14 protein-coding genes and 1 riboswitch are annotated in these 15,657 nt (G+C 71.6%); of the genes, 6 read left to right on the forward strand and 8 right to left on the reverse strand.

Annotated features, from left to right (window positions below):
* Positions 1–183: 183 nt before the first annotated feature.
* The gene (locus ACWD6N_RS09325) at positions 184–1,311 is read left to right on the forward strand and encodes a lysylphosphatidylglycerol synthase domain-containing protein (RefSeq protein WP_354965947.1); all 1,128 of its coding nucleotides are present in this window, start codon (positions 184–186) and stop codon (positions 1,309–1,311) included.
* A 101-nt stretch (positions 1,312–1,412) separates the two neighbouring features.
* On the opposite strand, the gene ACWD6N_RS09330 is transcribed toward ACWD6N_RS09325, so the two are convergent.
* The 4 genes from ACWD6N_RS09330 to ACWD6N_RS09345 form a co-directional block, all read right to left on the reverse strand.
* Positions 1,413–2,600 (reverse strand): glycosyltransferase family 4 protein, encoded by a 1,188-nt coding sequence (locus ACWD6N_RS09330; RefSeq protein ID WP_354965948.1) that lies wholly within the window; start codon positions 2,598–2,600, stop codon positions 1,413–1,415.
* Positions 2,601–2,613: 13 nt separating this feature from the next.
* Positions 2,614–3,006, reverse strand: coding sequence for an acyltransferase (locus tag ACWD6N_RS09335; protein ID WP_354965949.1), 393 nt, complete (start codon positions 3,004–3,006; stop codon positions 2,614–2,616).
* A 71-nt stretch (positions 3,007–3,077) separates the two neighbouring features.
* On the reverse strand, positions 3,078–4,010 hold the full coding sequence (locus tag ACWD6N_RS09340; RefSeq protein WP_089016815.1) for an NAD-dependent epimerase/dehydratase family protein: 933 nt from the start codon (positions 4,008–4,010) through the stop codon (positions 3,078–3,080).
* A gap of 26 nt (positions 4,011–4,036) precedes the next feature.
* A complete protein-coding gene (locus ACWD6N_RS09345) occupies positions 4,037–5,176 on the reverse strand; it encodes a DegT/DnrJ/EryC1/StrS family aminotransferase (RefSeq protein ID WP_354965950.1) in 1,140 nt (379 codons plus the stop codon).
* A gap of 119 nt (positions 5,177–5,295) precedes the next feature.
* On the opposite strand from ACWD6N_RS09345, the gene lhgO reads away from it, so the two are divergent.
* Entirely contained in the window at positions 5,296–6,492 is a 1,197-nt protein-coding gene (gene lhgO / locus ACWD6N_RS09350; protein WP_354965951.1) for an L-2-hydroxyglutarate oxidase, read from the forward strand.
* Positions 6,493–6,520: 28 nt separating this feature from the next.
* Here lhgO and ACWD6N_RS09355 read toward each other — a convergent pair whose 3' ends face one another.
* Positions 6,521–7,129, reverse strand: coding sequence for a TetR/AcrR family transcriptional regulator (locus ACWD6N_RS09355; RefSeq protein ID WP_354966126.1), 609 nt, complete (start codon positions 7,127–7,129; stop codon positions 6,521–6,523).
* A gap of 218 nt (positions 7,130–7,347) precedes the next feature.
* Between ACWD6N_RS09355 and ACWD6N_RS09360 the strand changes: the two genes are divergently transcribed.
* From ACWD6N_RS09360 to ACWD6N_RS09375, 4 genes are all read left to right on the forward strand, one after another.
* Positions 7,348–8,241: an ABC transporter permease gene (locus tag ACWD6N_RS09360; RefSeq protein ID WP_354965952.1), complete on the forward strand. Its 894-nt coding sequence runs from the start codon at positions 7,348–7,350 to the stop codon at positions 8,239–8,241.
* A gap of 4 nt (positions 8,242–8,245) precedes the next feature.
* Positions 8,246–9,055: an ABC transporter ATP-binding protein gene (locus ACWD6N_RS09365; RefSeq protein ID WP_354966127.1), complete on the forward strand. Its 810-nt coding sequence runs from the start codon at positions 8,246–8,248 to the stop codon at positions 9,053–9,055.
* Positions 9,056–9,202: 147 nt separating this feature from the next.
* Complete coding sequence (locus tag ACWD6N_RS09370) at positions 9,203–10,720, forward strand: bifunctional cytidylyltransferase/SDR family oxidoreductase (RefSeq protein ID WP_354965953.1); 1,518 nt, start codon at positions 9,203–9,205, stop codon at positions 10,718–10,720.
* Positions 10,721–10,760: 40 nt separating this feature from the next.
* A complete protein-coding gene (locus tag ACWD6N_RS09375) occupies positions 10,761–12,431 on the forward strand; it encodes a CDP-glycerol glycerophosphotransferase family protein (RefSeq protein ID WP_354965954.1) in 1,671 nt (556 codons plus the stop codon).
* 17 nt (positions 12,432–12,448) lie between these two features.
* On the opposite strand, the gene ACWD6N_RS09380 is transcribed toward ACWD6N_RS09375, so the two are convergent.
* From ACWD6N_RS09380 to ACWD6N_RS09390, 3 genes are all read right to left on the reverse strand, one after another.
* Positions 12,449–13,195, reverse strand: a complete 747-nt coding sequence (locus ACWD6N_RS09380) for an alpha/beta fold hydrolase (RefSeq protein ID WP_354965955.1) — start codon at positions 13,193–13,195, stop codon at positions 12,449–12,451.
* Positions 13,196–13,360: 165 nt separating this feature from the next.
* Positions 13,361–14,206: a C39 family peptidase gene (locus tag ACWD6N_RS09385; protein WP_354965956.1), complete on the reverse strand. Its 846-nt coding sequence runs from the start codon at positions 14,204–14,206 to the stop codon at positions 13,361–13,363.
* A 226-nt stretch (positions 14,207–14,432) separates the two neighbouring features.
* Positions 14,433–14,574, reverse strand: a riboswitch (cyclic di-AMP (ydaO/yuaA leader).
* Between the two features lie 293 nt (positions 14,575–14,867).
* Complete coding sequence (locus tag ACWD6N_RS09390) at positions 14,868–15,632, reverse strand: hypothetical protein (protein ID WP_354965957.1); 765 nt, start codon at positions 15,630–15,632, stop codon at positions 14,868–14,870.
* Positions 15,633–15,657: the final 25 nt, after the last annotated feature.

The following is a 15,657-nucleotide window of genomic DNA, read 5'->3' on the forward strand; positions in this document are numbered from 1 at the left end:
CAGACCGTAGCAGCGCGGGAGATGCCCGGCACACCTGGACCACCGCGACGCGAATCCCCCCAGCGCCGGACCGGTCCCGACTCGCGGTCAACCTCGGTTCGTGGTACGCGGCACACTGCGCTAGTCTCGGCGAATTGTGCAGGCGACCCGGATGGGTCGGGACAACCAAAGGACAGGACGGCCGTGGCAGAAACCGCGACGCAGGTCGAAACGGTACCCACCCCGGCCACCGGGGCCGCCGCGGCGAAGTCCCGATGGCTCTCACTGGCCGTCCGGGTGGTGGTCATCGTGACGATCGCGGCTGGCATGACCTGGAGCGTCATCAGCCAGTGGCCGCAGGTGCGGCAGACCTGGGTCGACCTCGCGTGGCCCTCGGTGGTGCTCGCCGTGCTGGCGGTGCTGGCCGGCATGTTCGCCAACTCGATGGCCTGGCGGGCCGCCGCGGCGGACCTGGAGCACCGGGTGTCCGTGTCGGCGGCTCTGCGGATCTGCATGGTCGGCCAGCTCGGCAAGTACATCCCGGGCAGCGTCTGGGCCTACGTCCTGCAGATGGAGCTGGGCCGGCGTGCCGGCCTGCCACGAGCTCGGGCCTTCCTGGCCACCCTGATGGCGCTGGGTCTCGGCGTCGTCGCCGCGCTCGGCGTTGGTCTGCTCAGTCTGCCTTCGCTGCTCGACGCGACCGCCGACTCCGGCGCGGAGTACGCCGAGCCGGTCCGGGTCGCGCTCTACATCGTCGCCGTCCTCTTCCCGATCGCGCTGCTCTGCGCCGTTCCGGCCGTGTTGACCCGGCTCATTCAGCTCGTCCTGAAGGTGCTGCGTCGACCGCCGCTGCAGCACCGGCTCACCCTGCCCGGCGTGCTCCGGGTGGTCGGGTGGAGCGCCCTGGGCTACACCCTCTTCGGCGTGCACCTGTGGCTGCTGGCCAACGCGCAGGCCGCCCCGGGCGTTGGTGGCCTGCTGCGCAGCATCGGGTCGTTCGCCATCGCGATGACCGTCGGGATGTTCGCCTTCCTCTCCCCCTCCGGGCTGGGCGTCCGGGAGGCCGTGCTGGTCGCCACCATGGCGCCCTTCCTCGCTGGCGCCGGCGGCATCGGCGCGGCGACCGGGATCGCGCTCGCCTCCCGCCTGATCTTCACCGTGGCCGACCTGCTCGCCGCCGGCATCGCCGCCCTCTCCGGGATGCGGCAGCTGCAGAAGGTGACCGGGGAGAGCACTGCCGACCCGGCGCTCGACGGGGCCGCTGCGGCGGTTCGGGCCGAGCAGGTGCCAGCGCCCCGCTCGGGTGCGGACGCATCGGTCACCACCGGCTGACGTTCCCGCCCGGCCGTAAGACAACCCCTGGACACGTACGTTGAACCGCCGGTGCCCCCGACCTTTCGGTCGGGGGCACCGGCGGTTCGACGTACGTCAGGTCAGCGGCCCTGGGACGCGGCCATCTCGGTCAGTACCTCCAGGTGCCGGTGCAGCACCCGGTCCAGGCTGAACCGATCGCGGATCAAAGCCTGACCGTTGACCCCGATCTGCTTGGCCAGGCCCTGGTCGGTCAGCGCGGCGGTCAGCCGCTGCGCCAGGCCCTGGACGTCACCCGGCTGGCAGAGCAGGACGTTGTCGCCGTCGCGGAGGGCGATGCCGGGGAAGTTGTCGGCCCGCGCCGGCGCCACCACCGGGACCCCGGCGGCCATCGCCTCCAGCGTCGCGGTGCCGAGACCCAGCCCCTGCTCGTGCGACTCCACCGTGGCGGCGGCGAGGTAGTCCGGGATCTCACTCTTGGGCACCTTGCCCGCGGCGATGACGGCGTGCTCGACGCCGAGCGCACGGGCCCGCTCGGCGAAGTGTTGGTAGTAGACCTGCCCGCAGATGAGCAGCTTCGCGTCCGGCACCGCGGCCAGCACCTCGGGCAGCGCCTCGACGAGCGCGACGCGGTCCCGCAGCGGGATGACGTGGCCCACCGAGAGGATCACCGGCGCGTTGCCCAGTTCGTGACGGTCGCGGACCCGCTGACCGTTGCCGCCGACCACCCAGTCCGGATCCACCCCGACCGGGATCGGCACCAGGCCGGAGTGCGCGCCGCGGTAGCGCGACTCGATGTACTCCTGCATGAGCACGTCCATCACCACGAGCCGGGGCTTGGCGCGCCGCATGAACGGCTTGACCATGGCCGCGTCCAGACCGCGGAACACCTTCGCGTACCGGGCCTGCGGGTTCTCCAGCCGGGTGTGGATGGAGAGCAGCGCCGGCACCCGGCGCTTACGCGCGTAGAGCGCGGTCGCCCAGGTCAGGTCGAAGAACTGGCCGTGCTGGTGGATGACGTCCGGCCGGAAGTCGTCGAGCAGTGTGCGGACCCGCCGCAGCACACTCGGCCGGCTGGCGAAGGAGATGTCGAAGCTGACGGCCAGCCGGGTCTCCGGCAGCATGAACGCCGGCAGCCGGACGATCCGCAGCCCGTCGCGCTCCTCCACCGCAGGAGCGTCCTGGTAGGCGGCGGTGAGCACCAGCACCTCATGCCCGGCGGCGGCGTAGCCACGGGCGAGCGACTCGGACAGATGGGAGCTTCCGCCGGCGCGCGGCGGAAAGAAGTTGTTGACGACTGCGATACGCACGGGAGGGGGACTCCTAGCTTTCCGCTACGGGGACGAACCGGACATCGCCGCCGTCCAACTCGACTGTGGAGACCACCCGAGCCGGGACCCCCGTCACGACCGCCCCCGGTGGCACATCTCTGCTGACCACGGCGCCCGCGCCGACGACCGCACCGTCACCGATGGTGACGCCCATCATCACGGTCGCGTTCGCCCCGATGAAGACGCGGTCGCCGATCATCACCGGCGCACGGTCCACCGAAGCATAGGCACGACCCGATACGCAACGTCGGGCGGTGGAGTGGGTGTAGATCTGCGCGCCGCTGCTGATGTCGCACCCGGCGCCGATCGTCAGCCCGCCGGAACCGTCGATGACCGTGAAGGCACCGATCCAGGTCCCGGCGCCGATCACCGGCTCGCCGATCACCCAGGCGTGCGGGTTATACGGGTTCGCCGGGAGCCCGTGCGATGACGGACTCCCGGCGGACGACGACTGGGTCACGCCACCTCGGTCTTGATCAGGTCGGTCATCCCGTCCTCGACGGCGATGGTCGGCTCCCAACCGAGCACCTCGCGGGCCCGGGTGATGTCCGCGGCCCGGCGGCTGACCAGCACCTCACGCGGGCTGAACTGCGGCTCGACGTCGACACCGACCGCCTTGATCAGGATCTCGGCGAGGGTGGCCACCGAGGTGTCGATGCCGGTGCCGATGTTGACCGCCACGTTGCCCTGCTCGGCCTCCAGCGCGGCGACCACCGAGCGGGCGATGTCGTGGACGTGGATGAAGTCCATCGACTGCTCGCCCTTGCCGTCGATGACCGGCGGCTGACCGGTCTTCAACCGCTTCACGAAGTGGTTGATCACCGAGGTGTAGTACGCGGTCGGCTTCTGGCCCGGGCCGTAGACGTTGAAGAACCGCAGGGCGACCCAGTTCAGGCCCTTGCTGCGCTGGTAGAAGCCGAGCAGGTCCTCACCGGCACGCTTCGAGATGCAGTACGGGGTGAGCGGGTCGAGCCGGTCGTCCTCGTGCATCGGCAGCTTCTTCGGGTCACCGTAGACCGAGGCCGACGACGCGAAGACCAGCCGCTTGACGCCGTGGTCGGCGGCGGCGGCGAAAACGTTGTGGTTGCCGACCATGTTGATGTCGATCGACTCGTGCGGGTCGGCCTGGCTCTTGTTGATCGAGACCGCGGCGAGGTGGATCGCGTAGTCGCAGCCCTTCATGGCCGCGTGCACGGCACCGCCGTAGCGGACGTCCTGCTCGATCAGCTCGACGTCGCCGGTCGCCACCAGCTCCGCGATACGGTCCCGGTCGCCGCGGGTCATGTTGTCGAAGATGCGGACCCGGTAGCCCTTCTCCAACAGCATCGGTACCACGTGCAGGCCGATGAAACCAGCGCCTCCGGTGATGAAGACGGTCTGCTTCGACATGGCGGAGCGTGTCCTTCCTGGGGGGATCAGCGGCTGGTGGCCGCGGAGTTGACGACGTCGATGAGGGTGGCCGCGACGGTCTCGACCTGGTCGTCGGTGAGGTTGGCGTGCATCGGGATGGCCAGGTGCCGGACGAACAGGTCGGCCGAGACCGGGCAGGGCGTGGTCTGGCCGTAGAGCGGCTGGGCGTGCGAGGCGTACGTGCCGAAGGTGCACTGCACTCCGCGCTGACGCAGTGCCAGCGCGACCGCGCCCCGGTCGACCGAGGGAGCCAGGGTGACCACGTACGACTGCCAGGGGTGCTCGCGGTCCGGCGCCTCGTAGGGCGTCGTGATCAGCTCGTGGTCCTTGAGCAGCTCACCGTAGCGGGCGGCGGTGCGACGCTTGGCGGCCAGCAGGTCCGGCAGCCGGTCGAGCTGGGCGAGCATGATCGCCGCGGAGATGTCGGAGAGCCGGTAGTTGTAGCCCAGCTCGGTGAAGGTCGGGATCGGCAGGTGCGACAGCTCGGCGCGGGTGAGCGCCCCCTCCACGCCGTACGTGTGCAGCTTGCGGGCGTGCGCCGCGAGGTCCTCGCGGTCGGTGACGTACGCCCCGCCCTCGCCGGCGGTGATGCCCTTGCGGCCGTGGAAGCTGAAGGTGGCGATGTCGGCGAGGCTGCCGGCCGGGCGGCCCTTGTAGGTGGCGCCCGCCGAGCAGGCGGCGTCCTCGACCAGGAACAGCCCGTGCTTGTCGGCGATGGCGCGCAGCTCGTCGTAGTCCGCCGGCTGCCCGAACGCGTCGACGGCGATGATGCCGACGGTGCGTGGCGTGATCGCGGCCTCGACGGCGGCCGGGTCGACCGTCCAGGTGTCCGGCCGCACGTCGGCGAAGACCGGCGTGGCGCCGGTCCACATCACGGAGTGGCCGGTGGCCGGGAAGGTGTAGTCGCCGACGATCACCTCGTCGCCGGGCTTGACCCCGAGGGTGAGCAGCGCGAGATGCAGGGCGGAACCGCAGTTGCTGGTGGCGAGGGCGTGCCGGGTGCCGGCGACGACGGCGAAGCGCTCCTCGAAACGACGGCAGGTGGGCCCGGAACCAGCGAGCCAGCCGGAGGCGAAGACCTCGGCGATGGCGGCGAGTTCGGCTTCGCCGACCGTGGGTTGACCGAGCGCGATGACCTCAGACATGTGACTCCCAGAGAGGATGGACCCGGAGCAGTCTAGGCCAAGCCCATGGGGGGTGGGCCAGTCGGGCGCGCGGGTGGGCTTGGTTACCATCGGTCCCGGCGTCGGGCGGGAGAGATGACATGACCAGGTTCGTGGTGGTGGGTGGCGGCATCGTCGGGCTGGCGGTGGCACACCGGCTGATGATCGACCGGCCCGGCGACTCGGTCACCGTGCTGGAGAAGGAGGCCGGCTGGGCGGCTCACCAGACCGGTCACAACTCGGGCGTCATCCATGCCGGCGTCTACTACAAGCCCGGCAGCCTGAAGGCGACCCTCTGCAAGGCCGGCAGCGCCTCGATGGTCGAGTTCTGCCGCGAGCACGGGCTGGCGCACGACATCTGCGGCAAGCTGATCGTCGCCACCGACGCCGCGGAGCTGCCCCGGTTGCACGACCTGCACCAGCGCGCCCTGGCCAACGGCCTGCCGGCGCGGGTGATCGATGGTGCGGAGGCGGCCGAGTACGAGCCGCACGTGGCGGCCGTCGGTGCCCTGCACGTCGCCTCGACCGGCATCGTCGACTTCGGCGCGGTCTGCCGCAAGCTGGCCGAGCTGCTCGCCGCGGGCGGGGCGGACCTGCGCACCGGCACCGAGGTCACCGGGGCGGCCACCCGTCCGGAGGGCGTGGTCGTCACCACCAGCCGCGGTGAGGTGACCGCGGACGTCCTGATCAACTGCGCCGGCTTGCACGCCGACCGGATCTCCCGGCTGGCGGGCGTGCCGACGCCGGTGCGGATCGTGCCGTTCCGCGGCGAGTACTACGAGCTGGTCCCGCAGCGGCAGGGGTTGGTGCGGGGATTGATCTACCCGGTGCCGGACCCGCAGTTCCCCTTCCTCGGGGTGCACCTGACCAAGATGATCGACGGCAGCGTGCACGCCGGCCCGAACGCGGTGCTGGCCACCGCCCGCGAGGGTTACTCCTGGGGCCGGATCAACCCTCGTGACATCTGGGACGAGCTCTCCTACCGCGGTCTCTGGGCGCTGGGTCGGCGGCACTACCGCTACGGCCTGACCGAGGTGACCCGGTCACTGTCGAAGAAGCGCTTTGCGGACAGCCTGGCCCGGCTGGTGCCGGAGCTGACCCCGGCTGACATCGTCCGGGCCGGCGCCGGCGTGCGGGCGCAGGCGATCCTCCCCGACGGCGGCCTGGTGGACGACTTCCTGATCGTCGAGGCCGACCGGCAGGTGCACGTGCTCAACGCACCCTCCCCGGCCGCGACCAGCTCGCTGGAGATCGCCCGGCACATCGTCTCCCGACTTCCGGTCGACGCGCCGCGCTGAGAGCGCCGGGTCGCGGACGGCAGAGCGGTCAGGCGCCCGTCGACGGAGCCACAATGCCCCGCTGCCGGGGTACGGCAGGTTCGGCGCCGAGCCCGGTGGCCACCGACTCGACCAGGGTGTCGAGGTAGGTGTCGGTGACCGGACCGCGGGCGATGGCGAGCCGCCAGTAGAGCGGGCCGATGATGAGGTCGACGGCGGCGTCCGGGTCGGTGTCGGCAGGCAGCTCGCCGCGCTGCACGGCGCGGGCGACCAGACGGCCGCCGATTTCCTGCTGGCGGGCGTGCAGCACCTGACGCAGGGTCTGGTCGATGGTCGGGTTGCGGGCGGCCTCAGCGAGCAGATCGGGAATGATCTGTGAGGCCAGCGGATGCCGCAGCGCGTGCGCCACCGCCTGGAAGAGCAACGCGAGGTCGCCGCGCAGGGTGCCGGTGTCCAACACAGGCAGCTTGCCGTGCGCGGCCGCGGCCACGATGTCCAGCACCAGGTCGAGCTTGGAGCTCCACCGCCGGTAGATCGCCGTCTTGCTGACGCCGGCCCGTCGGGCCACCGCCTCGATGGAGAGCCGGCCGTAGCCGACCGCGGCGAGCTCCTGCATCAGCGCGCGCCGGATGGCCGTGGTGATCTCACCACGAAGCACCGCCGCACCGGCCGGGGCCCGCCTCTTCTCGGTCGTCACCAGGGACTCTTCTCGCAGCTCACGACGACCAGAGTAGCGCAACGACGGTACGGTTGCGTCCCGACGTGTTTCGGACTACTGTCCACGCAGCGACGAGGCGGCGCTCCGCGCACCAGCTCCCACTAGGATTCCATCGTCGCGAGCAACCCGTCGGCACGAAAGATCGGAGTGCCCCTTTCATGGCCACCACCGCGCTGGTCGACCCTGACACGGGCCTGACCCAGGCGCAGCTGGCCGCTCGGCACGGGCTCCGGGTCGCTGGTGAGCGACCCACCCTCGTCGAGTACAGCCGCCGACTGTGGGCCTACCGGCACTTCATCGCCGCGTACGCCAACGCCAAGCTGGTCGCCTCGTACAGCAACGCCAGGCTGGGCCAGCTCTGGCAGGTGCTCACCCCGCTGACCAACGCCGCGGTCTACTACCTGATCTTCGGGGTGGTGCTGGAGCAGGACAAGATCCCGAACTTCATCGGCTACCTGACCACCGGCCTGTTCATCTTCAACTTCACCCAGAGCGCGGTGCTGGCCGGCACCCAGTCGATCAGCGGCAACCTGGGGCTGATCCGGGCCCTACACTTCCCCCGGGCCAGCCTGCCGCTGTCCACCACGGTGACCCAGTTCCAGCAACTGCTCGCCTCGATGCTGGTCCTGATCGGCATCGTGCTGGTCACCGGCGAGCCGCTCACCCTGAAGTGGCTGATGCTGGTGCCGGCCCTGCTGCTGCAGGCGGTGTTCAACGCCGGCGTGGTGCTGTTCGTGGCCCGGATGGGCGCCAAGGCGAGCGACCTGAAGCAGGTCATGCCGTTCATCATGCGCACCTGGATGTACGGCTCCGGCGTCCTCTACAGCGTCAGCCTCTTCGAGCGGCTGCCCGGCTGGGCGACCACGCTGGTCCAGTACAACCCGCTGCTGGTCTACATCGAGCTGGCCCGCTACGCGCTGCTCGATCAGCCGCCACTGCTCAACGAGTCGCTGACCCAGCTCTGGCTGGTCGCGGCGGGTTGGGCGCTGGTGGGCGGGATCGGCGGCTACATCTACTTCTGGCGCGGCGAACAGGAGTACGGCCGTGGTTGATCAAATGCACGCCACCGACGAGGCGACCGTCTCCCTGCCCGTTCTGGCGCAGGAACGGATCCCCACCGTGGTGGTCGACGACGCGCACATCATCTACCGGGTGCACAAGGGTGCCGCCGGCGGCACCACGCCGGTGGCCGCGCTGCGCCGGCTGGTCAAGCGCACGTCCGCGCCGAACGTGCGGGAGGTGCACGCGGTGAAAGGGGTCTCGTTCACCGCGTACCGGGGCGAGGCGATCGGGCTGATCGGCAGCAACGGCTCCGGCAAGTCCACCCTGCTGCGGGCCATCGCCGGCCTGCTGCCGGTCAACCGGGGCGCGATCCACACCCAGGGGCAGCCCTCGCTGCTGGGCGTGAACGCGGCCCTGCTCAACGACCTTTCGGGTGAGCGCAACGTCACCCTCGGTTGCCTGGCGATGGGGATGCACCCCGACGAGGTGGCCCAGCAGGCCGAAGGGATCATCGACTTCTCCGGGATCAACGAGCGGGGCGACTTCGCCAGCCTGCCGATGCGCACGTACTCGTCCGGCATGGCGGCCCGGCTGCGGTTCTCCATCGCCGCCGCCAAGAAGCACGACGTGCTGCTCATCGACGAGGCGCTCGCCACCGGCGACAAAGGCTTCCGCAAGCGCAGCGAGCAGCGGGTGCGGGAGCTGCGCGAGGGTGCCGGAACGGTGTTCCTGGTCAGCCACCAGCTCTCCTCGGTACGGGACACCTGCGAACGGACCATCTGGCTGGAATCCGGCGTCCTGCGGATGGACGGGCCCACCAACGAGGTGATCCGGGCATACGAGGCGTACGCCAACAGCAAGTAGAGTGCCGGCGAACCTCCGGCATCGACATGGCGCCATGTACCCGCGTCGCCCGCGTTGGGGCGACGCGGTTCGCGCGTTAAGGTTCATTCCGTCGCCGCCCGGGCGGAACCTTCCGTTAAACGCATCCCTGAAAGTGAGGATCCGGCAATGACGCAGGACCAGACCACTGGCCCGGACGCCACACCGGAGAGCCCGGCACCCTGGCGGCCCTCGCGGACGGTGGCCGTGGTGCTGGCCGGCGGCACCGGAACCCGACTGGGCCTCGGCATCCCGAAGCAGCTCCTGAAGATCGCCGGTAAGCCGATCATCGAGCACACCCTGGCGGTCTTCGAGGCCGCGCCGGAGATCGACGAGATCATCGTGCTGATGGCCACCGGGCACGTCGAGGACGCTCGGCAGATCGTCGAGAAGGCCGGCCTGCGCAAGGTCACCAAGGTGATCGAGGGCGGCGAGACCCGTAACGCGACCACCCGGATCGCGCTGGACGCGGTCGGCCCGGCGGACTGCAACATCCTCTTCCACGACGCGGTGCGCCCGCTGCTCAGCGGCCGGATCGTGCGCGAGTGCGTCAACGCGCTCTGGACCTACGACGCCGTGGACGTGGCCATCCCGTCCGCCGACACGATCATCCAGGTGGACGAGAACGACTGCATCACCGACATCCCGGTGCGCTCCCGGCTGCGCCGCGGGCAGACCCCGCAGGCGTTCCGCTCCCCCACCATCCGCGAGGCGTACCGGATCGCCGAGGATGATCCGGACTTCGCCGCCACCGACGACTGCGGCGTGGTGCTGCGTTACCTGCCGGGCACCCCGATCAAGGTGATCGACGGCTCGGACGAGAACATCAAGGTCACCCACCCGGTCGACGTGCACCTGGCGGACAAGCTCTTCCAGCTCGCCGCCGCGCAGGCGCCCCGGCTGACCGACCACCGCAGCTACACCGAGGAGCTGACCGGCCGCACCATCGTCGTGTTCGGCGGCAGCTACGGCATCGGCCACGAGCTGACCGAGCTGGCCCGGCGCCTCGGCGCCCAGGTCTTCCCGTTCAGCCGCTCCACCACCGGCACGCACGTAGAGCGGGCCGAGGACGTCGAGGCCGCGCTGAAGACCGCGTTCGAGGCCACCGGCCGGATCGACCACGTGGTGGTCACCGCCGGGATCCTGGAGAAGGGCGCCCTCGCCGAGATGGACGAGGAGACGATGGACCGGCTGCTCCAGGTCAACTTCGTCGGCCCGGTGACCATCGCCCGGCAGTCCCTGCCGTACCTCCAGCAGACCAAGGGCCAGCTGCTGCTCTACACCTCCAGCTCGTACACCCGGGGGCGGGCCCGCTACGCGCTCTACTCCGCCACCAAGGCCGCCCTGGTCAACCTCACCCAGGCACTGGCCGACGAGTGGGCCGACGTCGGCGTACGGGTCAACTGCATCAACCCCGAGCGGACCGCCACCCCGATGCGGACGCGGGCCTTCGGCGAGGAGCCGGAGCACACCCTGCTCGCCGCGGAGGCCGTCGCCCAGTCCTCGCTCGACGTGCTGATCTCCGACCTGACCGGCCAGGTGATCGACGTACGCCGGGCGCCCGGCGACGGTCCCTCCCCGACCGTGCCGGCCCAGTCCGGGTCGGGTCGGGTCGGTTCGCCGGCCGGTGCGGCCTCCGTGAGCTGACTGACGGCGACGGACCCGGGACGGCAGCGAACGGAGCGACATGCGTGGTGATCTGGTCCGAAAGCTGGCCGCCCGGTGCCTGAGCACCGGCCTGGCCGTGCTGGCCTTCGTCGCGGTGGCGCTGACCGGCGCCACCGGATGGGGGTTGGCGCTGGCCGTCGCCGCACTGGTCGCGGCGGCCGCCGAGCAGCGGATCCGACCCGGCGCTGACCTCGTCGCCGAGACGGCGCTGATCGGCGCCGCCGTCCTGGTCGGATACTCCCGGCGGCTGGACGACGGGCTCGACCCGGCGCTCGTCGCCACCGCGCTGGTCCTGCTGGGGCTGGTGCTGCTGGTGGGGCCGCTGCGGACCGCCGGCAACCTGGAGATCCGGGTGGCCAACCTGCCCGTGCGGGCCTGGACGCCGCTGATCGCCGACCAGCTCGGCACCGCCCTGCTCGGGCTGCTCGGCGCGGTGACTCTCGCCGCCGCGGTGGCACTGCCCGCCGCCGTGGCGCTGGTCGCCAGCCTGCTGGTGGGCGCCTGCGCCGGAGCGGTCGCACTGGACCTGGCCCGGCGTCGCTTCCGGCCAGCCGCCGGCGGTGGGGCGGTGGCCCGCGCGCTGCGCCGGCACCAGCCGGAGTTCCTGCTCTACTTCTCCGCACCGCCCGGCTCGGAGTACCAGGTCACCATGTGGCTGCCGTACCTGGAGCGGATCGGCCGGCCGTTCATGGTCGTGGTGCGCGAGCCCGATTTCCTGGGGCCGATCTCCGCCGCCACCAGCGCACCGGTGGTCTACTGCCCCACCCTCCGGGCGATGGACGAGGCGCTGGTTCCGAGCCTGCGAGCGGCGTTCTACGTCAACCACGGGGCGAAGAACAGCCACTGCATCCGGTTCACCCAACTCACCCACGTGCAGCTGCACCACGGCGACAGCGACAAGGCGCCGAGCGCCAACCCGGTGTCGGGGATCTTCGACCGGATCTTCGTGGCCGGCCCGGCGGCGATCGACCGGTACGCCCGCGCCGGGGTGCAGATCCCGGCGGAGAAGTTCGTGGTGGTGGGCCGCCCGCAGGTCGAGGCGATCGAGGTACGCCCGGAGCCGGTGCGCGGCCTGGCCCACCCGATCGTGCTCTACACCCCGACCTGGACGGGGCACCACGCCGACGCCGACTACTGTTCGCTGCCGGTCGCCGAGGAACTGCTGCGCCGGCTGCTCGAGCGCGGCGCGACGGTGATCCTGCGGGCTCACCCGTACACCGCGCAGAACCCGGCCTCGGCCCGGCAGCTCGGCCGGTTGACCGAGCTGCTGCTCGCCGACCGGGCCCGCACCGGGCGGCAGCACGTGGTCGGCGCGGCGGCCCGGGAGCTGAGCCTGACCGAATGCGTCAACCGGTCCGACGCGCTGGTCTCCGACGTGTCCGGGGTGATCTCGGACTACCTCTACTCCGGCAAGCCGTACGCCGTCACCGACATGGGCGACGAGCGCGAGCGGTTCGTGGAGAACTTCCCGCTGTCCGGGGCGGGCTACGTGCTGCGCCGGGACATGTCGAATGTGGACGAGGTGCTGACCGCTCTGCTGGACACCGATCCGGCGGCCGAGAAGCGCTGGGTCACCCGCCGTCGCTACCTGGGTGACTTCCCCGTCGAGTCGTACGCCGAGGCGTTCCTGACCGCCGCCCGCCGGGAGTTGGCGCCGGCGAAGACCCTCGCCGCCTCCGCACCGGTCTAGGGCCGCCGCCGGACGGCTCAGCGGTACGCGTCCAGCAGCGCCAGCACCGCCCCCGGGTTCTCCACGTGCGCGTTGTGCCCGAGCCCGGGCAGGGTGACGACCGGTACGCCGAACTCCTTGAGCTGCGCGTCGGTGACCATCGGGTCCTGCTCGCCGCGGGCCAGCACCACCGGCACGTCGGTCGCCGCCACCAGCGCGGCGAGGTCGGGATCGCCGACGTCGAACGCGGCCGGATCCATCGCGAGCCGCCACCGGCCGTCGACCTGGCGCAGCCCGGCGTCCACCACCGGGTGGTCCGGCGGGAGCAGACCGGCGAGCCCGGAGACGCGCAGGTAGCGACGGGCCGCCTCGCTGCGGCTGGCGAACCAGCTGATCGGGCGGGTCGCGAGTTCGGCGGCGCGGGTCAGCTCGTCGGGTGACCAGACGGCCTTGATGCCCAGCCCGACCACCGCGTCCACCGGCGATCCGGCGGCGCGGGCGGCCAGCGCCAGGCCGACCACCCCGCCCAGCGAGTGCCCGAGCACGACGATCCGGTCGTCGGGGGCGAGGCCGTGGGCGATCCGCTCGGCGAACCCGGCGAAGGAGTACGACGGCAGCGGCGCCGACCAGCCGTGACCGGCGAGGTCCGGTGCCAGCCACCGCCCCGGCCAGTGCTGCTCAAGCAGCGGCGCCCAGGGCAGCCAGACGTCGCCGGTCGCCCCCATCCCGTGCAGCAGCAGCAGGACCGGCCCGCGGCTGGTGTGACCACGCGATTCATCCACCACGGCCGCAGTCTCCCACGGTTCGCCGACGGGTACGAGAGTCCTCGTCGGCGGCACGACGGCGAACCACCTCGCGCGGTACGGCTTCACCGGCTGTCGACCACATGAAAAGACGCCGCGGGCGCCGGCCCCTTGTGGGGGACGGCGCCCGCGGCGGCTGCGCCCGGGTCAGGCGGAGTAACCCCGAGTGGCGATCCAGTTCGCCAGGTCGATCGTTGTGATCCAGTACGACGGATCGGCGGCGTTCGCCGAGTCGGCGATCCGCACGGTCCGGCCGTTGTCCTTGTAGCCCACCACGGCGATGTAGTGCCCGCCGCCGTAGGAGTGCCAGCCACCATCGGTGTCGGTGGCGTCGCCGGCGATGTTGGCCACCACGCCCCGGCCGGCGGTGATCGCCGCGACCACGTCGGCCTGGAGTCGGTCCATCTGGGCCGGGCTGGGCGCGCCGGCGAACATCCGGGTCCGGTACGGGGAGCCCTTCACCTCGGCGTTGAGCACCCGGGTGGTGTCCAGGGCCGAGTTGGTGCCCATCTCGGTGGTGCCCAGCTCGACGCCGAGCTTGTCCTGGGTGCGGTCGATCCCGGTGGCGCTGAGCGCGTTGCGGGTGGCCGCCGGGCCACAGTTGTAGTACGTGTTCTGCGCCTGGTAGTCGTAGTCGAGCACCTTGGTCGCGGGCGGCTTCGGCGCCGGCTTACGGGTCAGGTCCGGGTTGCCGGTGGCCTTGGCGGCGGGCGACGCGGCGCTGGCCGTCGGGGTGGCGGTGCTCGGCGAGGTGCTGGCCGAGGGGGCCGCTACGCGAGCCTCGCCGCGGGAGGCGACGGTGTCGCTGCGCATCTCGGCGACCGTGGTCGCGGTGTGCTGGCTGGCCGGGGCGTCGTCGGTGCCGGCGATCAGGGCGCCGGTGGTGGTCGCGAGCGCCAGGGCCGCGGCGGAGGCGGCGACGATCTGGTAGGGGCGCTCGGTGGCGAGACGACGGAGCTGACGCTTCAGGGTGTGCTTCACGGGGTCCTCCACGGATCGGGGGGAGAGCGGCACACCGGGCCGGACCGATATCCGGGCAGGCGCCAGCGCGCGGACCGTGGTCCGCGGGTGGTGAACCGCTCAGGGTTGTGCCCGGCGTGGCCGGGCGGGAGAGGCGGTGACCCGGAGGGTCAGCTCACCGGACGGATGAGCGGGGGCACCGCGGCGCCGTGGAGGCGGAGGAACAACCGAGGGGTGGAGAGGTGCTGCACGAGGATGGAACTCCTTCCGACACCGCCTACCGGGTTAGCTGACGGATTCGGGCGGGAAGATCGCCCTACCGCGGGCCGTGGCTCGCAGATTCACCCCGGACTAACTGATGGGTCCCCGGTTCGTTGATCACGATTGAGCGGGTCGGCGCGGCGTCGCCTCTTGCGATCGGTTACCGCACCGGACGGGACGACACTACTGGCCGGCTCAAGCCCTGCCAAGCCAGGTTCACCTGCGTAAACCTGAAATCGAGCGCCAATTTCTGCGCGTATTGCCACTGACGTGACTCGATGGGACAACCGGTTGCGGCGGCGCCTCCGGTCGACAACCGGACAGGCCGTCGACAATGCCGCCGCATTTGCGCGAACATTGCGCCCGACCGTTCCAGCTGCCCGATCCGGCGTCGGTGTGACCGGGCTCACGCTTCCGGTCGGGACATTTCCGGTCAGCCCACCCGCGCCGGGCGCCAGCGCGCCGCGGTCGCCGCACGGGCCGCCGCGGTCGGCGCCGGTCGGACCGGCATCCGGACCGGCCGCAACCGGGCCGCCGCTGCCCACGCCTCCTCGGCGAGCGTGCGGGCCGCCTCGGCGGCCAGTTCGGCATCGCGCCACGTGGATCGTTCGCGCTCGGCGGCGGCCCGGTGCTCGACCCACCTGCCGTCCCGGACAGCGCGGCTCAGCAGCACCTCCTGCTCGACCGGGTGTCGCCGGGGATCCCAGCCGTTGCGGTGTGCGAAAACGTCGGTGAGCTGACGCATCGACAGGTCGCCGCGCCAGTGCGCCGCCATCGCCGCGCGGTGCAGGTAGCGCTCCCGGGCGGCGTACTCCGTCGGGGAGCGCGGCGTGCGGGGGGTGGGCAGCGAACCGGCGCCGGCGAAGCGGCGCGCGGCGCGGTCCGCCTCCTCGTACCCGGCCCAGGCCCGCTCGGCCGCCTCCTGCGCGGCCAGCCAGTCGGCGCGACGTCGGCGGGCGGTCTGCGCCGCGCCGGCGGCGGCGACGGCCACCTCCTCGGCGTACCGGCGCAGGTCCGCCGCCTCGACGGCGGCCAGTTCCCGGGCCGTGGGCGCCGGGGACTCCTCGTCGGTCGGCCGGTCCCGCTCGGGGCGGGCGATCAGCACGGTGAGCACGGTCAGGGCCAACAGGAGCAGTGCCGACCAGATGGCGGCGGCCTGCGGAACCTCGGTCAGGAACCGGTAGAGGACGGTCTCCATGAACGGCACCTCGGGGGGAAGATCG

The sequence above is a fragment of the Micromonospora sp. NPDC005163 genome (assembly GCF_053599835.1).